Origin of the sequence: Mesorhizobium sp. M0058 (assembly GCF_040323095.1) — a bacterium.
In the GTDB taxonomy this organism is placed as follows: Bacteria; Pseudomonadota; Alphaproteobacteria; order Rhizobiales; family Rhizobiaceae; genus Mesorhizobium.
In genome coordinates this window covers 1-23,026 of record NZ_JAMYUQ010000011.1, presented here as the reverse complement: position 1 = coordinate 23,026, position 23,026 = coordinate 1, and the positions used below count along the sequence as shown (strand labels likewise).

General features: G+C 63.5%; 20 protein-coding genes and 1 pseudogene. 11 read left to right on the top strand and 10 right to left on the bottom strand.

Annotated features, from left to right (window positions below; all coding sequences use genetic code 11):
* Positions 1–55 precede the first annotated feature (55 nt).
* Both NKJ75_RS19705 and NKJ75_RS19700 read right to left on the bottom strand, forming a co-directional pair.
* Positions 56–940, bottom strand: coding sequence for a DMT family transporter (locus NKJ75_RS19705; protein ID WP_032889662.1), 885 nt, complete (start codon positions 938–940; stop codon positions 56–58).
* Between the two features lie 182 nt (positions 941–1,122).
* A complete protein-coding gene (locus NKJ75_RS19700) occupies positions 1,123–2,064 on the bottom strand; it encodes a LysR family transcriptional regulator (protein ID WP_023755786.1) in 942 nt (313 codons plus the stop codon).
* Between the two features lie 128 nt (positions 2,065–2,192).
* Between NKJ75_RS19700 and NKJ75_RS19695 the strand changes: the two genes are divergently transcribed.
* Positions 2,193–2,981: an alpha/beta fold hydrolase gene (locus NKJ75_RS19695; protein WP_023683512.1), complete on the top strand. Its 789-nt coding sequence runs from the start codon at positions 2,193–2,195 to the stop codon at positions 2,979–2,981.
* On the opposite strand, the gene NKJ75_RS19690 is transcribed toward NKJ75_RS19695, so the two are convergent.
* Positions 2,978–3,385 (bottom strand): DUF2000 family protein, encoded by a 408-nt coding sequence (locus NKJ75_RS19690; RefSeq protein WP_023683511.1) that lies wholly within the window; start codon positions 3,383–3,385, stop codon positions 2,978–2,980. The two genes, NKJ75_RS19695 and NKJ75_RS19690, sit on opposite strands and share 4 nt — an antisense overlap.
* Positions 3,386–3,431: 46 nt before the next feature.
* Between NKJ75_RS19690 and NKJ75_RS19685 the strand changes: the two are divergent.
* Positions 3,432–4,294: pseudogene (locus tag NKJ75_RS19685) on the top strand (AraC family transcriptional regulator).
* Between the two features lie 10 nt (positions 4,295–4,304).
* On the opposite strand, the gene NKJ75_RS19680 reads toward NKJ75_RS19685, so the two are convergent.
* Positions 4,305–4,775, bottom strand: a complete 471-nt coding sequence (locus NKJ75_RS19680; RefSeq protein WP_023671361.1) for a MarR family winged helix-turn-helix transcriptional regulator — start codon at positions 4,773–4,775, stop codon at positions 4,305–4,307.
* 421 nt (positions 4,776–5,196) lie between these two features.
* Here NKJ75_RS19680 and NKJ75_RS19675 point away from each other — a divergent pair, with 421 nt between their 5' ends.
* Both NKJ75_RS19675 and NKJ75_RS19670 read left to right on the top strand, forming a co-directional pair.
* On the top strand, positions 5,197–6,249 hold the full coding sequence (locus tag NKJ75_RS19675) for a CobW family GTP-binding protein (protein WP_023689243.1): 1,053 nt from the start codon (positions 5,197–5,199) through the stop codon (positions 6,247–6,249).
* 248 nt (positions 6,250–6,497) lie between these two features.
* Positions 6,498–7,472, top strand: a complete 975-nt coding sequence (locus NKJ75_RS19670) for a WD40 repeat domain-containing protein (RefSeq protein WP_023683508.1) — start codon at positions 6,498–6,500, stop codon at positions 7,470–7,472.
* Between the two features lies 1 nt (position 7,473).
* On the opposite strand, the gene NKJ75_RS19665 is transcribed toward NKJ75_RS19670, so the two are convergent.
* Complete coding sequence (locus NKJ75_RS19665) at positions 7,474–7,926, bottom strand: hypothetical protein (protein WP_023683507.1); 453 nt, start codon at positions 7,924–7,926, stop codon at positions 7,474–7,476.
* Between the two features lie 155 nt (positions 7,927–8,081).
* Here NKJ75_RS19665 and NKJ75_RS19660 point away from each other — a divergent pair, with 155 nt between their 5' ends.
* The 4 genes from NKJ75_RS19660 (at position 8,082) to NKJ75_RS19645 (ending at position 13,824) form a co-directional block, all read left to right on the top strand.
* Entirely contained in the window at positions 8,082–9,464 is a 1,383-nt protein-coding gene (locus NKJ75_RS19660; protein WP_023683506.1) for an aspartate aminotransferase family protein, read from the top strand.
* A gap of 35 nt (positions 9,465–9,499) precedes the next feature.
* Positions 9,500–10,885, top strand: coding sequence for a glutamine synthetase family protein (locus tag NKJ75_RS19655; RefSeq protein WP_023683505.1), 1,386 nt, complete (start codon positions 9,500–9,502; stop codon positions 10,883–10,885).
* A 231-nt stretch (positions 10,886–11,116) separates the two neighbouring features.
* Entirely contained in the window at positions 11,117–12,352 is a 1,236-nt protein-coding gene (locus NKJ75_RS19650; protein WP_023745811.1) for a putative DNA modification/repair radical SAM protein, read from the top strand.
* A gap of 2 nt (positions 12,353–12,354) precedes the next feature.
* Complete coding sequence (locus NKJ75_RS19645) at positions 12,355–13,824, top strand: UdgX family uracil-DNA binding protein (RefSeq protein WP_352500069.1); 1,470 nt, start codon at positions 12,355–12,357, stop codon at positions 13,822–13,824.
* 95 nt (positions 13,825–13,919) lie between these two features.
* Here NKJ75_RS19645 and NKJ75_RS19640 read toward each other — a convergent pair whose 3' ends face one another.
* From NKJ75_RS19640 to NKJ75_RS19625, 4 genes are all read right to left on the bottom strand, one after another.
* Positions 13,920–15,200: a glycerate kinase type-2 family protein gene (locus NKJ75_RS19640; protein WP_023689251.1), complete on the bottom strand. Its 1,281-nt coding sequence runs from the start codon at positions 15,198–15,200 to the stop codon at positions 13,920–13,922.
* 167 nt (positions 15,201–15,367) lie between these two features.
* Complete coding sequence (locus tag NKJ75_RS19635; RefSeq protein ID WP_023689252.1) at positions 15,368–15,874, bottom strand: heme-degrading domain-containing protein; 507 nt, start codon at positions 15,872–15,874, stop codon at positions 15,368–15,370.
* A gap of 310 nt (positions 15,875–16,184) precedes the next feature.
* Positions 16,185–17,501: a guanine deaminase gene (guaD, locus tag NKJ75_RS19630; RefSeq protein WP_023834807.1), complete on the bottom strand. Its 1,317-nt coding sequence runs from the start codon at positions 17,499–17,501 to the stop codon at positions 16,185–16,187.
* A 2-nt stretch (positions 17,502–17,503) separates the two neighbouring features.
* Positions 17,504–18,721, bottom strand: a complete 1,218-nt coding sequence (locus NKJ75_RS19625; RefSeq protein WP_023819674.1) for a urate hydroxylase PuuD — start codon at positions 18,719–18,721, stop codon at positions 17,504–17,506.
* 135 nt (positions 18,722–18,856) lie between these two features.
* Between NKJ75_RS19625 and NKJ75_RS19620 the strand changes: the two genes are divergently transcribed.
* The 3 genes from NKJ75_RS19620 to NKJ75_RS19610 all read left to right on the top strand — a co-directional run bounded on the left by NKJ75_RS19620 (position 18,857) and on the right by NKJ75_RS19610 (position 22,073).
* Positions 18,857–19,777: a LysR family transcriptional regulator gene (locus NKJ75_RS19620; RefSeq protein WP_023671373.1), complete on the top strand. Its 921-nt coding sequence runs from the start codon at positions 18,857–18,859 to the stop codon at positions 19,775–19,777.
* A gap of 107 nt (positions 19,778–19,884) precedes the next feature.
* Positions 19,885–20,826, top strand: coding sequence for an LLM class flavin-dependent oxidoreductase (locus NKJ75_RS19615; RefSeq protein WP_023834808.1), 942 nt, complete (start codon positions 19,885–19,887; stop codon positions 20,824–20,826).
* Positions 20,823–22,073 carry an LLM class flavin-dependent oxidoreductase gene (locus tag NKJ75_RS19610; protein WP_352500068.1) on the top strand — a complete coding sequence of 417 codons (1,251 nt, stop codon included), beginning with the start codon at positions 20,823–20,825 and terminating at the stop codon, positions 22,071–22,073. The genes NKJ75_RS19615 and NKJ75_RS19610 overlap by 4 nt, the downstream gene beginning before the upstream one ends.
* A gap of 12 nt (positions 22,074–22,085) precedes the next feature.
* Here NKJ75_RS19610 and xdhC read toward each other — a convergent pair whose 3' ends face one another.
* The gene (gene xdhC, locus NKJ75_RS19605) at positions 22,086–22,718 is read right to left on the bottom strand and encodes a xanthine dehydrogenase accessory protein XdhC (RefSeq protein ID WP_502903896.1); all 633 of its coding nucleotides are present in this window, start codon (positions 22,716–22,718) and stop codon (positions 22,086–22,088) included.
* Positions 22,719–23,026: the final 308 nt, after the last annotated feature.

The following is a 23,026-nucleotide window of genomic DNA, read 5'->3' as shown; positions in this document are numbered from 1 at the left end:
CCCGAGTTTTTTAAATTTTTTAAATGCGGCGTTATGTCATCGGATTCGGAGCAAATCAAAGTTTTTTCGCCAGAGCCTCCGCCTCGACATCGACGGTCGTGCGATTGCGCAGCCGCAAACGGTGCTCGCGATGGATGATGTAGAGGCCGCTGGCGACGATGATGGCAGCACCCACCAGCGTCCAGCGGTCGGGGAACTGATGGAAGATGATCCAGCCGGACAGGATCATCCAGACCATCTGCGAATACGGGTAAGGCGCCAGCGCCGTGGTGGTCGCCAGTCGGTAGGCCTGAACCAGCAGCCAGTGGCCGCCGGCGCCGAACACACCCAGCATCACAAGGATAAACCAGTGCCAGCCATCCTGCGGCAGCCCATGCGAGAACGGCAGCATCGGCAGAAGCAGCACGGCCGGCGCCAGCGCTGAAAACAGGATCAGGCTCTCCGAGCTTTCGCTGGCCGACATGCGCCGCGTCATGATGACGTAAAAACTGTTCGACAGCATCGAGCCGAGCGCAAAGAGGTGGCCGACGCCGAACACGCCGACGCCAGGCCTTGTGATCACCAGCACGCCGACAAAGCCCGACAGGATCGCCAGCCAGCGCCGCCAGCCGGCCCATTCACCAAGCAGCGGTCCGGCAAGGGCGGTGATCACCATCGGGCCGAAGAAGTAGATCGAGGTGGTCTCGGCCAATTGCAGTGTCTTGAGCGCCATGACGTTGCACATGGTCGAGCCGAACAGCAGTCCGCCGCGCAGGATGTGGGCCGACAGATTGTTGGCGCGGAAGCGCGACGGCTCGCGCCAGCCGCGCAGAAAAACGCCGACAAGCAGGACATGGACGGTGAAGCGGGCCCAGGCGACGATCAGCGCCGAGACGCCGGCCAGCACCAGATATTTGCTCGATGTGTCGAGAAAGGTGAAAAAGACATAGGTGGAAAGCATGAACAGCATCGCCGCGGGCGGCGTTGCGCTTTCGTCTGATCTTGCGGGAACGTTCAAATGTCAGGCCGGGCAGGGAGGATCAACGCTTAACCTTTGCGGCAATCTCCAGCGCTCGGCAAGCCAAAAGCGACTGGCACAACAGGCGTCTGAGACAGGTTCAGCGCAGGCCGATCCGATGCCAGCTAAGGCGCTTTGCGTTCCGCTGCGACGTTCTGACATCCCGGTGCTTTGCCGTCGGATGCCACTTGCGCCTGGAGATGAAGCCACAACGCCTCGGCGACGGGTCCATGCGGTCGGTCGCGCCGGCGCACCGCCGCCAAGATCTCCGTCCGGCCGGGCAGATGTGCACCAGCGATCGAGATCAGCCTCCTATCCCGCAGTTCGTCCTCGATCAGCCATGCCGGCAGATGGCCCCAGGCCAGTCCGTGAAGGATCAGTTCCTTCTTCATCAGATGATCCGGCGCCGAGCACTGATGCGCACCGTCGATGAGGAAATAGCTCTCCGGCGATGGCCGCCGCGCCGTGTCGCGGATCACGCACTGGGTGAAGGGCCGCATCTGCTCCGGCGCAATCTCGCGGCCAGGCGCGAACGGAAGGAACCCAGGCGCCACCACCGGCACGAGGGGCACCGCGCAGAGATCGATCCGCTCGAGATGCGGATCGGAAGGATCCGCGCGATGGAAGATGAGGTCAGCCGAGCCTTCCATCAACCGTTCGAGCGGACCGCCGACCGCCTCGTACTCCAGGTGCAGGCGTGTCCCGGTGCGTTCGGCAAAGAAGCCGCTGAGCATACGCAGGATTTGCGGTCGCGGGCAGAGATCACCCATGACGACACGCAGGACCGTCTCCTCGCCGCTCGCCAACTGGCCCGCATAGGTTCGCAGATGGTCGAGCTCGCGCAATGTCAGCTGCGCTCGCGCGTGAAACTCGCGGCCCGCCTCCGTCAGCCCCACCCGATATCCGCTGCGGTCGAGAAGTGTGAGCCCGAGCAACTGCTCGAGGCGTGCGACAGCGGCGAAGACGGATGGATGCGATCGATTCAAGGCGAGGGCGGCCGCCTGGAAGCTGCCCTCGCTTGCCACGGCGTCAAAGCACCGTAAGTCGTGGAGTTTCAGACCATTCATTATCGTAAAAACCTACTGAGATCGTCCAATCATAGTAATTTTCCTGGATAATTACGAGGCCTAGGGTGGCTCATTCAAAGGGCGGCGGGAGCATGGAACTCCTTTCGCCAGGGTGAGATGAGGACCAGATGACTGACACGCTTTATTTTACGACGGGCGACGGCTGCCGGATCGCCTATCAGCTGGCGGGGGCCGGCCCTGTGCTTGTGCTCTCGAATTCCATTGCGACGAACCTGCATATGTGGGACCGGCAGCTAGCGGAACTTGCCGGATCTTTCCGGGTGCTGCGCTATGATCTGCGCGGCCACGGCAGTTCCGATGCTCCGGCCGGAGCCTATTCGCTTGATCGGCTGGGCCGCGACGTCCTTGAGCTGCTGGATGCGCTTCAAATCGCCCGCGTGCATTTCTGCGGGCTGTCGCTGGGCGGCTTCGTAGGGCAGTGGCTGGGTATCCATGCCTCGGAGCGCATCGAGCGTCTCATCCTTTCCAACACCTCGCCGCATCTCGGGCCGGCTTCTTACTTTGATGAGCAGATCAGGACTGTCCTTGCAGCGAGCAACATGTCGGCCACCGCGGACATGTTCATGCACAACTGGTTTCCCGCCTCGATGCTTGCCGGCCCAAACGAAACCGTCGACGCGTTCCGCGCGATGGTCCTGGCGACGCCGCCCCAAGGTCTCGCGGGATGCTTCGCCGCCGTACGCGATTGCGATCTGCGCCGGACTGTCTCCCTCATTACCGCGCCCACCCTGGTGATCGGTGGAGAAGACGACAAGGTAACGCTGGCAAGCCACAGCGAGGCGATCGCAGCCAGCATCCCCGGCGCCACGCTTACACTGCTTCCGGGCGTCCATATGCTGAACGTCGAGCGGCCGACTGAATTCATGAGCGCCGTTACACGCTTCCTGCTGAATTAGGCGTGCATGCGGGCGCCCTTGGTGATCTTGTCGACGAGTTTCTTGTCGGCACGCAGCGCGATGCCGACGATCTTGGCGTCCTCAGGCCCGAACTCGGCGAAGACCGCGCGGTTGGCCGCATCGAAGCCGGTGGCAAACATCTCCTCGACATAGGCTGACCCCGTCACGCCCCGCTCCAGCGCCTTCCGGTGGATGGAGTTGAGCGTCGGCCCATCGGCCGAAAGCACGATGACCGGCTGGATCGACAGAGGATTATAAAGGTTGCCGGCGCGGTCGCGGTAGGGTTCGCCGATAATGGCGGGGAATTGCGCGACGATGCCGCTGGTCAGGAAGGCGGCGACGTTGAGCTTTTGCCAGACGGCGAGATCGTCCCGCAGCACGATTGCAAATTTCGTATCGAACACCAAAATGAGGACTCCGGAGCACGCCCATGAAGGGCAGGGATAGGTGATGACGCACGATCTAGACGGTGAGGCGACACAGGGTCTTGGACGTTCGTGCGCGGATGAAGACCGGATCGTCTCGGCGCCAGGCAGCACCGGCATCGAGCGCATCGAGGCGCATTTCCATGGCAACGCCTTCGACCTGCACCGTCATGATACACTTGCCGTCGGCGTGACGCTTTCCGGTGTGCAGCGCTTCCACTACAGGGGCACTGTCAACCACAGCCTGCCCGGCCAGGTTATCGTGCTGCATCCCGACGAAGTGCACGATGGCGGCGCCGGGACCGAGGATGGTCTGCGCTACCGGATCCTCTATCTGGAACCCTCACTGCTGCTCGACTGCCTCGACGGCGCGCCGCTGCCTTTCGTCAGGGATGCTGTGGTCAGCGATCCTGCCTTGCGTGGCACGCTGCTTTCGGCCCTGTCGCCGCTCGATGAGGAACTGGACGAGCTGTTCGTCGCCGATTTCGTTGCGGAGCTGGCGCAGCATCTGGGGCGTCATGCGGGACAGAAAGCAAAGCCGATGGGGAAGTCGGCCTCGCGTGCGGCAGCGCTGGCGCGCGGCTATCTCGAGGAGAATGCCGAGCGGTCCGTTCGTTCCGATGAGCTGGAAGCCGTCACCGGGCTCGACCGCTATGCGCTGTCACGCCATTTTCGCGCGACCTATTCCACCAGCCCGCATCGGTTCCTGCTGATGCGCCGGCTGCAAAAGGCAGACGGATGATCGAGGTGGGCGAGCCGCTGGCCGAGATTGCCGTTGGCGCCGGCTTCAGCGACCAGAGCCATTTCAACAGGCATTTCAAGAAAGCATTCGGCCTGACGCCCGGCCGCTGGTCGACCCTGGTGCGCGGGCCTTCGGTAGCCGCCTAGGTGAGGAAGATCAATCGTCGATGTCGCCATCGTCGTCGACAAGCACCAGCTCCTCGTTCGACAAATTGGCCTCGATGCGGGCGAGCAGCTTGAACAGCGTCTTCTGTTCTTTCTTGTCGAGGCCCTTCAACGCCTGCTTCTCGGTCTTCTTCACCGACTTCTCGATGGCGTGGATGATCTCGCGGCCGGTGTCGGTGAGAAAGATATGCGCCTGGCGTGCATCCGCGGAAGAAGCGCGCTTTTCCAAAAAGCCCTGGGCCTGCAGCCGGTTGATGGTCTTGGTGATGGTCGGCGGGCGCACGCCGAGGCGGCCGGCGAGATTGCCGGGCGTCTGGCCGTCCTCGCGGTCGAGCGTCAGCATGATCTGGTCCTGGCCGGCATAGAAGCCGTGCGCCAGAAGCCGCGCCGCCAGCGCGGTCCTTGCCAGCCTTGCCGCCGAATGCAGCCGGCTCATCGTTGCAGTCTTGTCCGCCTTGGCCATGGTGATCCCTCTTCGGCCGTACCGGTGCGTGCAGCATAGACGCAGCCGGCCGGTTGGCAATCGACGATCAAAAAGATTCCGGCTTTCGAAACAGCTTTGCCGGCAAGCATTTGTGGTGCTCGAAATGGTGATGCCAGATGTTTATTTCAGTTAGATGACAAACGAGTTTCCGCCAAGGCGATTGCAACGGTTTGACGCGGCGCGGCTCAGCACAGGTCAACGAAGAGGCGTTTCCAGCGACACGTTGATGGTCGGCATCCCTCGCACTCGGCCTCTCGGGTCTACCCATCCGCTTCGTCAATCCTGGGTCAAACACCCAGGCGGTTTGCCTCGTGCAAAAGGCCGGCACACATCCTATATCAGGCCAACAATCCCTTCTTGCGGCCCGCAATTCCGTGGCCCAGCCATTTCGAGGCAAGATATGAGCGAAGCACAGACGCAAATCCCCGTGACCGTTCTCACCGGCTATCTCGGCGCCGGCAAGACGACGCTGCTCAACCGCATCCTGTCGGAAAACCATGGCAAGCGTTATGCCGTCATCGTCAATGAATTCGGCGAGATCGGCATCGACAATGATTTGATCGTGGAATCCGACGAGGAAATCTACGAAATGAACAATGGCTGCGTCTGCTGCACGGTGCGCGGCGACCTGATCCGCGTCGTCGAAGGCCTGATGCGCCGTCCCGGCCGCTTCGACGCCATCGTCGTCGAGACCACCGGCCTCGCCGATCCGGTGCCGGTGGCGCAGACCTTCTTCATGGACGACGACGTGCGCTCCAAGACCAAACTCGACGCTGTCGTGGCCCTGGTCGACGCCAAGCACCTGCCGCTCAGGTTGAAGGATTCCAAGGAAGCCGAGGACCAGATCGCGTTTGCCGATGTTGTCGTGCTGAACAAGACCGACCTGGTGACGCCCGAAGAGCTGGCCAAGGTCGAAGCGACCATCCGCGCCATCAACCCGGCGGCCAGGATTCACCGCACCACGCGCGCCGGCGTGGCGCTGTCCGAAGTGCTCGACCGCGGCGCCTTCGACCTGTCGCGCGCATTGGAAAACGATCCGCATTTTCTCGAGGCGCACGATCATGATCACGACCACCATGATCACGACCACGATCACCACGACCATGATCACGACCATCATCATCACGATCACGCGCATCCCTCCGACATCCATGACGTGACCGTGCAGTCGGTGTCGCTGCGCGGCGGCGAGATGGACCCGAAGAAATTCTTCCCGTGGATCGAGAAGATCACTCAGATGGAAGGTCCCAACATCCTGCGGCTGAAAGGCATCATCGCGCTCAAGGGCGACGACGAGCGCTATGTCATCCAAGGCGTGCACATGATCATCGAAGGCGACCACCAGCGCGCCTGGAAAGACGGCGAAAAGCATGAGAGCCGGCTGGTGTTCATCGGCCGCGAGCTTGACGCCGAACGGCTGAAGAAGAGCTTTGACGCCTGCCAGGCGGCTTGATTTCCGGACTCTATGGCGCTAGCGCTGCCCGCTCTTCCTTCTCCCCTTGTGGGAGTAGGTGGCCTCGCGAAGCGAGGTCGGATGAGGGGTGCTCCAGCTCGGCACCGACGGCGATCCGTCCAACACCCCTCATCCGTCTCGGCGCTGCGCGCCGATCCACCTTCTCCCACAAAGGGGAAGGTTGACGCCAGGCCTGGCCGCCTCAATGGCTTCCCGGGAGTGGTGACAGCTTCATTGGAATGGTCCTGATGCCCACAGTTGCTCCCCTCGACCTGGAAGGTCACTGCCTTGCCGCCGTCTTCCTCGACAACGTGCCGCATTATGCGCTGGCCGATGGGACAGTTCATAGGCTCGACAACGGCCACAAGACAATTCAGGCCAATGACGGCCTGCTCTCCACGTTCCATGACGCCGCCAACGACCGCCTGATCACCGGCGGCGAGGACGGCAAGATTTTTGCTGTCACCGCAGGTGGCACCGTCGGCGAATTGGCGAGCGCCGGCAAGAAGTGGATCACCAGCGTCGCCGCCGGGCCGCAAGGCGCTATCGCCTATGCCACAGGCAAGACTGCGTTCGTGCGCTTTGCCGACGGCAAGACCAAAGAGTTTGCCCATCCGCGTTCGGTCGAGGGGCTGGCCTTCTCCCCCAAGGGCATACGCTTCGGCGTCGCCCGCTACAATGGCGCGACGCTGCATTTCCCGGCCGCCGACGGCAAGCCGGTGGAGCTGGAATGGGCCGGTGCCCATACCGGCGTCACCTTCTCGCCGGATGGCGCCTTCCTCGTCACCACCATGCAGGAAAACGCGCTGCATGGCTGGAAGCTCGCCGACGGCAAGCACATGCGCATGACCGGCTATCCCGGCAAGGTCAAAAGCCTGTCGTGGAGCGTGAAGGGCAAATGGCTGGCGAGTTCCGGCGCGCCGGCGGCGATCGTCTGGCCGTTTTCGGGCAAGGACGGCCCGATGGGCAAGGCGCCGCTGGAGCTCGGCACGCGCGGCAACGCCATGGTGACATCGGTTGCCTGCCATCCGAGCCAGGATGTCGTCGCCGTCGGCTATGATGACGGCATGGTCATGGCGGTGCGCTTTACCGATGCCAAAGAGGTGCTGTTGCGCCGCCCGGGCAAGGGCGCCATCACCGCGATGATGTGGGATAAGGAAGAGCGCCGGGTCGCCTTCGGCAGTGCCGCCGGCGACTGCGGCGTCATCGATATCTCGGCGTGACCTATTCGGCTCCGCACGACACCTTGCCGGTCAATTCTTTCGGCTTGCCGTCCTGTTCCGTGTCGGCGGCGTTGTCGTAGACGGCAAGCGTGTACCGGCCGTCATAGACGCCCTCGTCACTGGTCTTGGTCAGGATCGTCAGTTCGACAGAGTTGAATTTATCTCCGAGCTGATGCTCGTGGTAGACGTTCAGCCGCAACTCCTTGTCGTCCAGCCAGTACTGGGTGAGGTCGGAATCCTCGAAGACGGTCTTGCGCAGACTGTCGCCTTCCGGCCGGCCAAGTATCTCGAGATCGCCGCGAAAATTGAAGGTCGGGCCGCCCATACCTCTGGTGACCCCGGCGCCGACCTCGAATTGCACCGCTTTGTCATCGACGGAACACCAGACGCCGCCCGATGCGGAAGCCGCAGCGGCCGACAAGAGTAGCGCAATAGCGCAGATGATCGTCCGCATTTTTCTCCCCAAACCACAGACCCGATCGCATTGGCGCCCGACTGCGCCGGAAGGTCAAGTCTGCCGAACTTGCTGCTGACCCAATGCAGCGCACCAACACGGCCAATTGCGGTTGCCGTCGCCAATTGGGTAGTGTGCCGGCCGAGAGGGATTTCATGCACAGCACGAACAGTTCAAAGGCGTCCATTGGCGGTATCAGCCGTGACCGCATCGCTGCATTGCGGACAAGCGAGGCGAACACCTTCCGCAAGGCGCGGCCGAAATCGCAGGCCAAGGTCGGTAACGGCCTGCCAGGCTTCTTCGGCGGTGTGCCGATGCACTGGATGAACGACTGGCCGACGCCATTCCCGATCCTGGTCGAAAGCGCCAAGGGCGCCGCCATCACGGATATCGACGGCAACAGGCTGGACGATTTCTGCCTCGGTGACACCGGCTCGATGTTCGGCCATTCGCCGCCGCCGGTGGCGCGCGCCATCCGCCGCCAGGCCGGGCGCGGCCTGACCTATATGCTGCCTTCGGAAGATGCGCTGGCCATCGGGCCGCTGCTCACTCAGCGTTTCGGTCTGCCGTTCTGGCAGATCGCCACCACCGCCACCGACGCCAACCGCTTCGCGCTGCGCGTCGCCCGCGCCGTCACCGGCCGCGAAAAGATACTGGTCTTCAACGGCTGCTATCACGGCTCGGTCGACGAGACGATGGTCCGGATGGTCGACGGCAAGCCCGTGAATCGGCCGGGGCTGGCGGGTGAGTTTCGCGACCTGACCAAGACGGCGAAGGTCATTGAATTCAACGATGTCGCCGCGCTGCAAGCAGCGCTCAAGGACAAGGATGTCGCCTGCGTCATTGCTGAGCCGGTGCTGACCAATTCCTGCATGGTGCTGCCCGATCCGGGTTTTCACGACGCCTTGCGCAAACTGACGCGCGCGGCCGGAACGCTGCTTCTGATAGACGAGACGCACACGATTTCGACTGGACCCGGCGGCTACACCAGGAAATTCGGGCTGCAGCCCGACCTGTTCGTGCTGGGCAAGCCGATCGCCGGCGGAGTGCCGGCAAGCGTGTGGGGCATGAGCGACGAGGTCGCCTCGCGCTATGCCGACTACAATCGAACCAAGGAGCCGGGCTATTCCGGCATGGGCACGACGCTGTCGGCGAACCCGCTGCAGTTCGCAGCCATGCGCGCAACGCTCGAAGAGGTGATGACGCAGGAGAATTATGCCCGGATGGATCGCCTCGCCCTGCGGCTCGATGCCGGGCTGACCGGCGTCATCGATCGCTACAATCTGCCCTGGCATGTCGCCCGCGTCGGCGCCCGCGTCGAGTTCATCTGCGCCCCTGGCCCGCTCAGGAACGGCGCCGAAGCCGAGACTGCCCATGCGCCGGAGCTTGAGGCGGCTATCCATGTCGCGCTGGTCAACCAGGGCGTGCTGATCGCGCCCTTTCACAACATGATGCTGATCTCACCGGCCACCACCGGCGCCCAGGTCAACCGGCTGATCACCGCCTTCGCCACGGTTGCGGCAAGGCTGACGGCATGAGACAAGCTGCCAAGCCAAACTCGAGTACACTAATCATGACTTCACCTTCGGGCTCGACGCCCGCCGAGGCGCAAGCCTTTCTCGACGCCCATCCCGAAATCGAAGCCTTCGATATCGTCTTGACCGACGCCAACGGGGTCGGCCGCGGCAAGATCGTGCGCCGGCATGAGCTGAAAAGCATCTTCGAGGGCGGCCGCCACATGCCGATCTCGATCCTCGGCCTCGACATCACCGGCGAGGATGTGCACGAAACCGGGCTGATCTGGACGACTGGAGACGGCGATCTCAGGGCATGGCCGATCCCCGGCACGCTGGTGCCGCTTTACGGCACGAACCCGCCGCGCGGCCAGTTGCTGATGGCGATGTACCATCTCGAGGGACAGCCTATGTCGTCGGACCCACGGCTGGCGCTGGCCAGGCAGGTCGACATCTTGGCGGCCAAGGGCCTCTATCCCGCCGGCGCCTTCGAACTCGAATTTTTCCTGCTTGCCAATGAGCGTGACGCCGACGGCAAGGTAAAACCGGCGGACGCCGTGCTCGACGGCCGCCGCTCGGCCAAGACGGAAGTCTATTCCGTCGACCATCTGCACGGCATGGAGCCGTTGTTTTCCGACATCTATGCCGCGGCTAAGGCGCAAGGCATTCCGGCCGAAACGGTGATTTCGGAATACGCGCCCGGCCAGTACGAGCTGACGCTGAATTACCGCAAGGATGTCATGCGGGCGGCCGACGACCTCGTCATGTTGAAGCGGCTGGTGCGGGCGCAGGCGCGCCGCCATGGTGTTACCGCCTGCTTCATGGCCAAGCCGATCGAAAAATATGCCGGCTCCGGCATGCATTTCCATGTTTCGCTGCAGGACAAGAACGGCCGCAACGTTTTTGCCGAAGCCGGCGGCGAAAGCTGGTCGCTGCCGCTGCTGCAGGGGCTCGGCGGGCTGATCCAGACCATGGCCGAATCGATGCTGGTGTTTGCGCCGCACGCCAATTCCTGGCGGCGCTTCGTCTCGCAGTCCTATGCGCCGGTGGCGCCGACCTGGGGCGTCAACAACCGTTCGGTGGCGCTGCGCGTGCCGGCCGGCGACGCCAAGAACCGGCGCATCGAGCACCGGCCGTCGGGCGTCGACGCCAATCCCTACCTGATCGCGGCAACGGTGCTGGCCGGCATCATCAAGGGTCTGGACGAAGGCCTCGACCCCGGCCCTGAAACCACTGGGAATGGCTATGAAGCCGCTGTCACGCGCACGACCATGCCGGTCGACTGGCGCGCCGCGATCGAGGCGGCGCGGGCCTCGAGCTTCCTGAAAGAGGCGCTTGGCGAGGATCTGCATCGCACCTTCGTGGCGATCAAGCAGTCGGAGTATCTGCGCGTCGCGCGTACGGTGAGCGAGCTGGACTACCACCTCTACCTGCACGAGGTCTGAGAGACCGTTTCGAAATTCTACTCCGGCGGCCATCGATGGTGGTTTCTGCGCTTCCGATGCTCACGGACCAAATGTCCGCTGCGCTTCGGTTCTCGAAACCACCACCATATGACTCGCCAGAGCGAATTTCGAAACGGTCTCTGATTGCCCTGACGGCGGGCGGCGATCACTTTTTCGCCGCCTGCATCAAATGAGGTGGCGCTGCAGCCTTCAAGAACATATCATGAACAGATGAGCGCGCCCACCGTCCGTGAAAAGCTGGCAATCCTGTCTGACGCCGCCAAATACGACGCCTCCTGTGCTTCGTCCGGCTCGGCGAAGAAGGATTCGCTCCAATCCGGCGGTATCGGCTCCACAGAAGGCATGGGCATCTGCCATTCCTACGCGCCGGATGGCCGCTGCATTTCGCTCCTGAAAATCCTGCTCACCAATTTCTGCATTTACGATTGCAGCTACTGCATCAACCGCTCGTCATCGAATGTGCGCCGCGCCCGCTTTAGCATCGACGAGGTGGTGCAGCTGACCATGGACTTTTATCGGCGCAACTACATCGAAGGCCTGTTCCTGTCCTCCGGCGTCATCCGTTCGCCCGACGAGACCATGGCCGAAATGGTGGAAGTGGCGCGGCGGCTGCGGCTGGACGAAAAATTCTCCGGCTATATTCATCTGAAGACCATTCCGGAAAGCTCGGCCGAACTGGTCGAGCAGGCCGGGCTCTACGCCGATCGGCTGTCTATCAACGTCGAACTGCCGACCGATGAGGGCGTCAAGAAACTGGCGCCGGAGAAGAAGCCGGAAACGATCCGGCTTTCCATGGCGAACCTGCGCCGGAAGATGGAGGAAAAAGCCGAGCCGACGCTGAGGACCAAGAAGCGCGAACGCTTTGCGCCCGGAGGTCAGTCGACGCAGATGATTGTCGGCGCCGACAAAACATCCGACGACGGCATTTTGCACACCAGCGCGCGGCTCTATGGCAGCTATCACCTGCGGCGCGTCTATTATTCCGCCTTCAGCCCGATCCCGGATTCGTCATCGTCGCTGCCGCTGCAAAAACCGCCGCTGATGCGCGAGCACCGGCTCTATCAGGCCGACTGGCTGATGCGTTTCTACGGCTTTTCGCAGCCGGAAATCCTCGCCGGCAGCAGCGACGGCATGCTCGATCTCGCCATTGACCCCAAGCTCGCCTGGGCTTTGCGCAATCGGGCGAGGTTTCCCGTCGACATCAACCGCGCCGACCGCGAAGCGCTGCTGCGGGTTCCGGGTCTGGGCACCAAGGTGGTGGCGAAGATCCTTGAAACCCGCCGCCACCGACGCATGCGGCTGGAAGATGTCGGACGGATCTGCCATTCGATCGCCAAGCTGAGGCCCTTCATCATCGCCGAAGGCTGGTCGCCGGGCGGACTCACCGACAAGACAGGCCTGCGCGACACGATCGTAAAGTCCTGCGAACAACTGTCGCTGTTTTGACCATGCAGCCGGCTCAGCTCGACCTTGCCCGATACACTGTCCGGCTAGCGAGCCAGACCGATTTCGCCGGTTGGCGCGATGCGGCACGGCGTCTGGCGCTGAATGAGGTCCGGCCTGAGGATATTAGTTGGGGTGTCGGGTCCGACGCCAATGATCCTCAAGATGCCTTGCCGGCGGTGCCAGAGGACGCGCAGCTTACCGTCCCGCGCGAGTTCATCGCCCATGCCGAAACCGCCTTCTGCCACTCCGACCCCGGCCGGTTTGCCTTTCTCTACTGGATGCTTTGGCGCCTGCGCACCGAGCCGAAACTGCTGGCGATCGCATCCGATCCCGACACCAGGCGGCTCGAAGCCATGGAAAAGGCGGTGCGGCGCGACAGCCATAAGATGCATGCCTTCGTACGCTTCCGGAAGATCGGCGACGGCGAGAACGAGCGCTACGTCGCCTGGTTCGAGCCGGAGCATTTCATTGTCGAGCGCAACGCGGATTTCTTCGTCCGGCGGTTCACCGGCATGCGCTGGACCATTCTGACGCCCTATGCCTCCGCCGACTGGAACGGCGAAAGGCTGGCGATCGGGCCGGGTGCGGCCAAGGGCGATGCACCCGATCAGGACGACACCGAGGCGTTGTGGCGGACCTATTTCGAAAACATCTTCAACCCGGCGCGGCTCAAGGTGAAGGCGATGCAGAAGGAGATGCCGAAGAAATATTGGCGGAACCTTCCCGAGGCCTCGCTCATTCCAGATCTGATCGCAGGAGCGGACGAGGCCGCCAGGGATATGATTGCCAGACTGCCGACAACGCCGGCGCCGCACCACGCCAAGCTGCAGGCAAGACATTGGCCGAAGCCCGAGCCGGCCGAGGCGCCGGATGAAGACGATGCCAAGACGATTTCCGATTTGCGCGAGGCTGCAAAGGGTTGTCGTCGCTGCCCGCTCTGGCGCGACGCGACACAGACCGTGTTCGGCGAGGGGCCGGATGACGCCAAAGTGGTCTTCGTCGGCGAACAACCTGGCGATCAGGAAGATCTCGCCGGCAAACCTTTTGTCGGGCCAGCGGGCAAAGTGTTCGATGCGATTCTCGATGACGCAGGCGTCGACCGGCAAAAAGTCTACGTCACCAACGCCGTCAAGCACTTCAAGTTTGAGCCGCGCGGCAAGCGCCGCATCCACTCGAAGCCAAATACCGGCGAAGTCCAGGCCTGCCGCTGGTGGATCGGCCGGGAGCTTGAGCTGATCAAGCCGGACCTCGCCGTGGCGCTTGGGGCAACGGCGGCGTTGTCGCTGCTGGGCAAGGCCATTGCCGTGACGAAAATGCGCGGCCAGTTGATCGAACGCGAGGATGGCTTGCGCGTGTTCATCACCATCCACCCCTCCTTTATCCTGCGCATTCACGAGCCGACGGACAAGGAGGCTGAGCGCGAGCGGTTCCTAAAGGATATGAAAGAGGTGAAGCGGCTGATGGGGTCGTGAGATGAGCGAAAGCCTCAGCGACGAAGCTGAGTTGCTTCAGCCAATCACCTACGGTCGTGAATCCAACGTTGGAAACTTCGGCCGCCACGGCCGAATTAACTGATCAGGATTGCCCTCAGATCATTCACATTCGTACCCGTCGGCCCCGGCACGAACAGATCGCCGATCGCGTTGAACGCCGTCCAGGCATTGTTGCCGGCCAGCATCGCCTTGGCGTCGACGCCGGCGGCACGCATGCGCGAGACGGTCGAGCCATCGGCAAAGGCGCCGGCATTGTCTTCCGAGCCATCGATGCCGTCGGTATCGGCGGCCAGTGCATGAATACCTTCCGCGCCGCTGATGCCGATGGCAAAGGCGAGCAGGAATTCGGAGTTGCGGCCGCCCTTGCCCCTTTTTCCGTCAACAGGGGCCCGCAAGGTCACGGTCGTCTCGCCGCCGGACAGGATCAGCACCGGCTTTTTGAACGGCCGGTTGCGCGTCGCCACTTCGCGCGCAATGGCTGCATGCACGCCACCGACCTCGCGCGCCTCGCCCTCGATGGAATCGGAGAGGATGACGGCTTCGATGCCCTGCCGTTTTGCCTCAGCGGCTGCCGCTTCCAGCGACACGCCAGCCGAGGCGATCAGGTGCACTTCATTGCGTGAAAAGCGCTGGTCATCCAGATCTGGCGCATCGGCCTCTGGCGAGTTGATGTGCGCCATGACGGCGTCGGGCAGTTTCATGCCGTAGGCCGCTATCGAGGCCAGCGCATCGGCGCGGTTGCCGGAGTCGGGCACGGTCGGGCCGGAGGCCACCAGCGCCGGGTTGTCGCCGGGAATGTCAGAGACAACCAGTGATACCAGTTTGGCCGGCCAGGCGGCAGCTGCCAGCCGGCCGCCCTTGATGGTCGAGAGATGCTTGCGGATTGTGTTCATCGCCGCGATCGGCGCGCCGGAGGCAAGCAGCGCCTCGTTGACGGCGATTTCGTCGGCGAGCGTCAGGCCGGCGGCAGGCGACGGCAGCAGCGCCGATCCTCCGCCCGATATCAGCGCCACTACCAGGTCGTCCGCAGTCAGCCCTTGCACCTTTTCGAGCAGGCGCCGCGACGCCTCAAGACCGGCAGCGTCCGGTACCGGATGTGCCGCCTCGATGATTTCGATGCGCTCGCATCTGGCGCCATAGCCGTAGCGGGTGACGACCAGCCCTTCGATTGGGCCATCCCACACCTTCTCGAACGCGGCCGCCATCTGCGCCGAGCCCTTGCCGGCGCCAATGACAATGGTACGGCCCTTGGGCCTGGCCGGCAGATGATCCCTGATGGTCCGTTCAGGATCGGCAGCGGCAACAGCGGCATTGAAGATCGAGATGAGAAAGGATTTGGGATCGAGCACGGTTATCCTTGGCCGTAACTGGCGGTTTTCAAAATGAGCAAACGTTGGCGCTGCCCCTCACCCTCACCCCGTGAAAGACGGGGAGAGGGGATCGCCAGCGCTCGAGCTTGTCCTTTCTCCCGTCACTATACGGGGAGAAGGTGCCGGCAGGCGGATGAGGGGCAGCGCCAACGTCACGATTTACCTTCCGGCGGCAGCGCCAATTGTGTCCGATCGAGGCCGAGATGATCGCACAGTGCATCGACGACGACGCCATGATCCTGGCGTTCCGGCAGGCCGGAGACGGCGATGACGCCAATGACGCCGGCACCCTTTACAGTCACCGGAAACCCGCCGCCGGCCAGTACGTAATCAGCAATATCCAGCCCCTCGCCGACCTTGAAGGTGCGGTCCGGTCGCTGCTGTTCCAGCACCAGACGATAGGTGCTCCTGAGGTAGCGCTTGACCACATTGATCTTGCGTCGTGCCCAGTCGGGGTTGGAGGCGTTTGAACCGGGCATCGCGGCATAAAACAGCGGCCGATCCCACAGCCTGATATCGACAATGATGGGCAGCTTTTCGGCCAGCGCCCGCTCGCGGATCGCCGCGCCGACCTTGAAGGCGACGGCCTCGTCGAAGGCCGGGAAGACCAGCGTCTCTTCCTGTTTCTGGATCAGAGCGATGTCGTCCGCGGCGGCCATTTTTGTTCTCCGAAATCGTCACAAATCGTGTGTACGACAAGCTCCGCCCGGTCAAGGTCTCGTCGCGGTGGTGGTCTTGCCCCGCCAGGGTCGCCCCCCACTCCTTCGAGCTTCTCTCGACACCTCTCCCCCGATCGACGGGGTAGAGGAAGGGCGCCAAGCTGTCCGAACCGGCGCCCGTCCTCCGAAGCAAAGGCTCCCTTCCTCACCCTCGGAGGGGGATAGGTGGCGCCGCGAAGCGGCGACGGAGTGGGGGAACCACTTGGCAACCAGGCGCAATCATCATCTTGTCCCGCGCGGATGATGGGTCCTAACCGGCGATTATATCACTCTTGGCAGGCCGCCCCGCGACATAGACCTCGCGCACCGCGCGGTCGTCGCCCAGCGTCTGCAGCAGGAACAGCTCCTCCGCCAGCGTCTCCACAGTCTCCATCCTCAGCCGCATCGCCGGTGTGGCGCGGGCGTCGAGCACGGTGATATCCGCGTCGGTGCCTTCATCCAGCGTGCCGACCTTCTCCGCCATAGACAGCGCCTCGGCATTGCCACGCGTTAATTGCCAGAAGGACTGGAACGGGTTCAGCTTTTCGCCAGTCAGCGCGATCACCTTGTAGCCCTCGTCCATGGTGCGCAGCATCGAATAGTTGGTGCCGCCGCCGACATCGCTGGCCGCGGCGATGCGCAGCGGCTTGTCGCGGCGCCGAAAGCGCTGGTAATCGAACAGGCCGGAGCCGAGGAACAGGTTCGAGGTCGGGCAGAACACCGCCACCGAGCCTGAGTCCGACAGCGCATCGGCCTCGCGTTCCGAGAGATGGATGCAGTGGCCGAACAGGCTCTTTGGCCCCAGCAGGCCATACTGCTCGTAGACATCGGTGTAGTCGCGCGCCTGCGGATAGAGTTTTTGCGTGAAGGCGATTTCGGCGTGGTTTTCCGACAGATGCGTCTGCATATGCAGATCGGGATGCTCGCGGCAGAGCGCGCCCGACATCTCCAACTGTTCGGGCGAAGAGGTGATGGCGAAGCGCGGCGTGATCGCATAAAGCTGGCGGCCCTTGCCGTGCCATTCCGCAATCAGCGCCTTGGTGTCGTCATAGCCCGATTGCGGTGTGTCGAGCACGCCTGCCGGCGCGTTGCGGTCCATCATCACCTTGCCGGCAATGTTGAGCATGCCGCGCGCGTGCGATTCGGCAAAGAACGCCTCGGCCGAGGCCTTGTGCACCGAGCAATACGCGGCGACCGTCGTCGTGCCGTGGCGCACCATTTCATCCAAAAACAGCCGCGCGATGCGGCGGCCGTGCTGGGCATTTGCGAATTTGGTCTCTTCGGGAAAGGTGTAGGTGTTCAGCCAGTCGAGCAGTTCGGCGCCATAGGAGGCGATGACCTGCATCTGGGGAAAATGCGCGTGCGCGTCGATGAAGCCTGGCAGCAACAGATGCGGCCGATGATCGATCTTTTTCGCACCGTCGCCAGCCTGCCTTTCCACATCAGCGTAGGCGCCGGCGGCAACGATTCGGCCATCGCGGATCAGCAGGCCGCCATCCTCCTCATAGCGCCAGGCGGCATGGTCGGTGATGGCTTCGGGCAAGCGCAAAAAGCTCAGCGTGCGGCCGCGCAGAAGTGTCGAAGTCATGCTTATTTCCCTGCGCCTTCGAACCAGGCGACCAGCAGCGCCCGTTCCTTGTCGCTGATCTGGGTGACGTTGGCGGGCGGCATGGCGTGGCTGCGCCCGGCCTGCAAATAGATTTCACGCGCATGCTCGGCAATGCCGGCGTCGGTGTCGAGCATCACGCCCTTCGGCGCATGGTAGATGCCTTCATAGACCGGCTCGGCCGTATGGCACATCGAGCAGCGGCCAAGCACGGTGTCGCGCACCGCCGGGAAATGCGACGAGGCGATATAGACTTCGGCCGCGGCGGATGCCTTGGGCTCGCCGGTCAGTATTTTCGGCGCTGTCGACAGCCACATGATGATGACGAATAGCACCGCAGCCGCCATCCAGGTCCAGTGGGGGTTGCCGGCACGCTTATGCACGGTGTTGAAATAGTGCCGGATCAAGACGCCGATGATGAACACCAGCGAGGCGATGACCCAGTTGAACTCCGTCGCAAACGCCAGCGGATAGTGGTTCGACAGCATCAGGAACAGCACGGGCAGCGTCAGGTAATTGTTGTGCAGCGAGCGCTGCTTGGCGATCTTGCCGTATTTCGGGTCGGGCTTGCGGCCGGCAATCAGGTCGGCGACGACGATCTTCTGGTTTGGAATGATCACCATGAAGACATTGGCCGACATGATCGTGGCGGTGATGGCGCCGAGATGCAGGAAAGCGGCGCGGCCGGTGAACAGATGCGTCAGCCCCCAGGCGATGAACACCAGCACGCCATAGAGCACCAGCATCAGTCCGGTGTCACTTTTGCCGAGCGGCGACCGGCAGAGCAGATCGTAGACAACCCAGCCGACGCCGATCGTCGCCATCGACAGCAGGATGCCCACGGGAACCGACATGGACAGAACATTGGGGTCGATCAGGAACAAATCGGCGCCGGCATAGTAGACCACGCACAGCATGGCGAAGCCGGACAACCATGTGGCGTAGGATTCCCACTTGAACCAGGTCAGGTGTTCCGGCATTTCGGCCGGCGCCACCAGATATTTCTGGACGTGGTAGAAGCCGCCGCCATGCACCTGCCATTCCTCGCCGAATGCGCCGGCCGGCATGCCGGGGCGCTGGCGCAGCCCAAGGTCGAGCGCGACGAAATAGAAGGACGAGCCGATCCAGGCGATGCCGGTGACGACGTGCAGCCAGCGCACGGCGAAACTCAGCCAGTCCCAGAAAATCGCGAAATCCATCATTTGAAATCGTCCCTGCCGATCGGCTGACTTTACGGTGTCGGGCGCAAACGAAAAGAGGCGAGGTGTACGATGACTTTCAAAAAAAAATGGAAAATACTAGGCTGACCACGTACGCCGCCACATAAAGAGCCACGAATGGCCTATCTCGACAACATCGCCGTCTTCGTCCGCGTCGTCGAGCTTGGCAATCTCTCGGCGGCAGGCCGCGACATGCGCATTTCGCCGGCGGTCGCCTCCAACCGCATCAAGGAGCTGGAAAAACACCTCGGCGTGCGGCTGTTCAACCGCACCACACGGCAATTGATGCCGACGGAGCATGGCACGGTGTTCTACTCCGGCGCCAAGCAGGTGCTGGAGGCGATCACCGAGGCGGAAGCCGCGGTCTCGGCTCTTTCCGGCCAACCGCGCGGCACCATCAAGGTGACCGCACCGCTCGGCCTCGGACGGCGGCTGGTGGCGTCGGGCATTCCGGATTTCCACGACAAATACCCCGATATCGAGGTGCGGCTGAGGCTCTCCGACCACAATATCGACATCATGAAGGAAGGCATCGACGTCGCCTTCAAGCTCGGCATCATCGAGGATTCCAGCCTGCGGATGCGCGGCATCATGGAATGTGAACGCGTGCTGGTGGCGGCACCGAAATATCTCGAAGCGCGCGGCGAGCCGGTGGAGCCACAGGAGCTGATCGGCAAGAAGCACGACTGCCTGATGCTGCGCTATTCCGGGGCGCGCGAATATGTCTGGACGCTGCAGACGCCGTCCGGCCCGCAGAAATTCGAGGTGCACGGCCCCTACGACACCGACGATGGCGATGTGCTGACCGGCTGGGCGCTGTCGGGCCGCGGCATCATCAACAAGCCGCGGTTCGAAGTGGAACCTTTCATCCGCGACCGGCGGCTGCAGGTCATCCTGGCCAGCACACCGCCAACGCCGGTGCAGTTCGCCGCCGTCTATCCACACAAGAAGCTCCAGGATCCAAAGGTGCGGCTGCTGCTCGACTTCATGGCCGAGCGTTGCCAGCGGCTGATCAAGGATTTGCTGGCCGGCAAGTGAGGGGCTGTTGGCCCAGTCGCCAGGATTGTCTTACAAGCAGGTGACCTTAGGTTCGCATACGCCGCCCTATGATCGATGGTCCCATGCCGACTGACCAGCAAGCCACAATGCATCTTGCCGTTTCGCCCAACATTGCTTGCGGGCAGCCGCTCGGGTTTAGCGATCTGGCCGGCTTTGCCAAGCAAGCGGAAGCGGCGGGGCTGGACATGATTGTCCTCGATGATTCCGCGCCGAACAGCGCCGGGTCGAGTTCTTTCGAAGCGACGACCTTGCTGGCGGCGCTGGCGACGATGACAAGTCGGATCGGCCTTGTCGCTGCAGCCTCGACGGTCGCTCACCAGCCGTACAATCTGGCGCGCCGTTTTGCTTCGCTCGACATCATCAGCCATGGCCGCGCCGGCTGGCACGCGACCATGGCGCAGGCGCCAGGGGAAGCCGCCAATTTCAGCCGGCCGGATGGATTTTCCGACGATGTGTTCCGCCGCCGCACGCAGGAATACATCGGCATCGTTCAGCGCCTGTGGCAGGGCTGGGATGCCGACGCGCTGCTGTTCGACAAGATCGGCGGCCGCTTCCACGATCCCGAAAAAATGCACCTGCTCGACCACAAGGGCGAATTTTTCTCCGTGCGCGGGCCGCTGAACGTCGCGCGCTCGCCGCAGGATACGCCGGTGCTGGTGCTGTCCGGCCTGTCCGAGGCCGACCTGGATATGGCCGCCCGCACCGCCGATGTCGTCCTGCTGGACAGACCCACAAAGGACCCCAAGGCGCGCCATGACGATCTCAAGCGCCGCGTTGTGGCCTGCGGACGCGATCCGGGTGCGGTCAAGCTGCTGCTGAACGTTGGCGCAGATGTCGCTGCCAACGCGCTCGAAACATGGTTCAGCTCGCAAAGCTGCGACGGGTTCAACATCGCAATACCGCCTGCGGCGATTGACGGTTTCATCGGCCGCGTGCTGCCGGAATTGCAGCGCCGCGGCCTCATCCGCCCGGATTATCCCGGCACCACCTTGCGCTCTCATCTCAGACTTGCCGGAGGAGCGCAATGACCCGCCAGATGAAGCTTGGCGCCTTCCTGTGGGCGACGGGCCACCACATCGCCGCCTGGCGTCACCCCAAGGCGCATGTTACTGCAGGCATCGACATCGATCATTACATCCGGCTGGCGCGCACGGCGGAAGCGGCGAAGTTCGACATGGTGTTCTGCGAGGACGCCGCCGGTCTGCGCGAAGCCAATATCGGCATCGCCAGCCAGACCTCACGCTCGATCGGCTTCGAGCCGATCAGCCTGCTGTCCGCGCTCGCCGTGCAGACCAGCGGCATCGGCCTCGTTTCGACGGCGTCGACCAGCTACAACGAGCCCTACGGTCTGGCGCGCACCTTTCTGTCGCTCGATCATCTGAGTGGTGGCCGGGCTGGCTGGAACCTGGTGACGTCGGCCAGCCCCATCGAAGCCGCCAATTTCGGCGCGATGGGCCTGAAACCCCATGCCGACCGCTACGAGCGGGCGCGCGAATTCGCCGAGGTGGTATCAGGACTTTGGCAAGGCAGTGGCTTTCACGGTCACAACGGCCAGAGCTTTTCGGTGCGCGACCCGCTCGACCTGCCGCGCTCGCCGCAGGGCGCGCCGGTGATGGTGCAGGCCGGCGCCTCGGATGTCGGCCGCGACCTTGCCGCCCGCACCGCCGACGTGGTGTTCACGGCGGCGCAGACCCTCGAGGAAGCCAAGGCCTTTTACGACGACCTCAAGGGCCGTATGGCGGCCTATGGGCGGGAACCCGACGACATCAAGATCATGCCCGGCGTCTCCCCGGTGGTGGCAGACACCGAGGCCGAAGCGCGGGAGAAACAGGAGGAATTGCAGGCGCTGATCCCCGACGATGTCGGCGTGGCGCTGCTGTCCAGCTATCTCAGCATCTCCGATCTCGGGACCTATCCGATCGACGGACCGATGCCCGAACTGCCGGAGACCGAGGGCATGAAAAGCCGCCAGGCGCTGGTCATCCAACAATCGCGCCGCGACGGCCTGTCGATCCGCCAGCTTGCGCGCCATTTCGCCGGCGCACGTGGCCATTGGCGTATCGTCGGCACGCCGGCGCAGATCGCTGACGAATTGCAGGCGCGGTTCGAGGGCGGCGGCGCGGACGGCTTCAACGTCATGCCGTCATACTTCTCCGGCGAGCTCGATGCCTTTGCCACGCTGGTGGTGCCGGAACTGCAGCGGCGCGGACTGTTCCGTCGGGAATACGAAGGCAGCACCTTGCGAGATCATCTCGGCCTGAAGCGGCCTGCTTAGCCGCGCCGAAGCTTAGCCGGCCATCATCTTGTGCTGGACTTCATGGTCGGCATTCGGCGCGGTGTTGTGAACGACCAGTGCCGTCATGATCTCGGCTGCCGCGAGCGCCGCGATCACCGGCGGGCGCTTGTCCCTGACGGCGTCGCCGCCGATCGGGGAGACGAGGCGGGCCAACTCAGCCTCCGTGCCATCCGTCGATTTCAGGAACCAGTTCCTGAACGTCGCTCTCTTGGTTTTCGAGCCGATCATGCCGACATAGGCCGCGTCGTCGCGCTTCAGCGCCTCGGCGACGATGAGGAAATCCAGCGCATGGTCGTGGGTTAGGATGGCGAAGGCGGTGCCGGCGGGAGCGTTTCGCACCTCGGCCTCGGGCATCGGCGTCAGCCGCCTCTCGACCGTCTCCGGCATGTCTTCCAGCGCTTCGGCCCGCGTCTCAATGACGACGCCATGCACGGGAAGAAGTGCTACCGTCGCGGCCAGCGCCTGGCCGACATGGCCGCCGCCGAACATATAGACATGCGGCAGGTGGGCTTCCTCGGCTTCTGCGGCCGCGATCAGCTCGGCAGTAAGCGCGGCATCGACGATACGGATCAAGACTTCGACGCGCCCGCCGCAGCACTGGCCGATCTCGGGGCCCAGCGGCACGTCAAGCGTGGCGCAGACTTCGTCGAAGCTGATGCGGGCTTCTTTACCCTCCCCCTTGTGGGGAGGGTCGGTGAGCGGACGCCGTGTGGCGGCGTCAGCGAAACGGGGTGGGGGTGGCTTGGCACGATCGTCCGCGGGGGCCCCCCCCCGGGGGGGGGGGGGGGGGGGCGGGGGGGCGCGGGGGGGGGGCGGGGGGTCTGCTGGCGGGGGGGGGGGGGGGCGCCCGCCCCCCCCCCCCCCCCCCCCCCCCGCGCCGCGCCCCCCCCCCCCTACCCCCCCCAAACGGGGGAGGGTGAAGACCCCACCAT

Excerpts from the sequence above, each read along its gene's own strand:
- guaD (WP_023834807.1), bottom strand. The coding sequence starts at position 17,501 with ATGACTTCGACACTTCTGCGCGGCCGCACGCTGAGCTTTTTGCGCTTG.
- NKJ75_RS19650 (WP_023745811.1), top strand. The coding sequence starts at position 11,117 with ATGAGCGCGCCCACCGTCCGTGAAAAGCTGGCAATCCTGTCTGACGCC.
- NKJ75_RS19700 (WP_023755786.1), bottom strand. The coding sequence starts at position 2,064 with ATGAATGGTCTGAAACTCCACGACTTACGGTGCTTTGACGCCGTGGCA.
- NKJ75_RS19610 (WP_352500068.1), top strand. The coding sequence starts at position 20,823 with ATGACCCGCCAGATGAAGCTTGGCGCCTTCCTGTGGGCGACGGGCCAC.
- NKJ75_RS19645 (WP_352500069.1), top strand. The coding sequence starts at position 12,355 with ATGCAGCCGGCTCAGCTCGACCTTGCCCGATACACTGTCCGGCTAGCG.
- NKJ75_RS19665 (WP_023683507.1), bottom strand. The coding sequence starts at position 7,926 with ATGCGGACGATCATCTGCGCTATTGCGCTACTCTTGTCGGCCGCTGCG.
- NKJ75_RS19675 (WP_023689243.1), top strand. The coding sequence starts at position 5,197 with ATGAGCGAAGCACAGACGCAAATCCCCGTGACCGTTCTCACCGGCTAT.
- NKJ75_RS19660 (WP_023683506.1), top strand. The coding sequence starts at position 8,082 with ATGCACAGCACGAACAGTTCAAAGGCGTCCATTGGCGGTATCAGCCGT.
- NKJ75_RS19655 (WP_023683505.1), top strand. The coding sequence starts at position 9,500 with ATGACTTCACCTTCGGGCTCGACGCCCGCCGAGGCGCAAGCCTTTCTC.
- NKJ75_RS19625 (WP_023819674.1), bottom strand. The coding sequence starts at position 18,721 with ATGATGGATTTCGCGATTTTCTGGGACTGGCTGAGTTTCGCCGTGCGC.
- NKJ75_RS19695 (WP_023683512.1), top strand. The coding sequence starts at position 2,193 with ATGACTGACACGCTTTATTTTACGACGGGCGACGGCTGCCGGATCGCC.
- NKJ75_RS19705 (WP_032889662.1), bottom strand. The coding sequence starts at position 940 with ATGCTTTCCACCTATGTCTTTTTCACCTTTCTCGACACATCGAGCAAA.
- NKJ75_RS19615 (WP_023834808.1), top strand. The coding sequence starts at position 19,885 with ATGCATCTTGCCGTTTCGCCCAACATTGCTTGCGGGCAGCCGCTCGGG.
- NKJ75_RS19635 (WP_023689252.1), bottom strand. The coding sequence starts at position 15,874 with ATGGCCGCCGCGGACGACATCGCTCTGATCCAGAAACAGGAAGAGACG.
- NKJ75_RS19620 (WP_023671373.1), top strand. The coding sequence starts at position 18,857 with ATGGCCTATCTCGACAACATCGCCGTCTTCGTCCGCGTCGTCGAGCTT.
- NKJ75_RS19680 (WP_023671361.1), bottom strand. The coding sequence starts at position 4,775 with ATGGCCAAGGCGGACAAGACTGCAACGATGAGCCGGCTGCATTCGGCG.
- NKJ75_RS19670 (WP_023683508.1), top strand. The coding sequence starts at position 6,498 with ATGCCCACAGTTGCTCCCCTCGACCTGGAAGGTCACTGCCTTGCCGCC.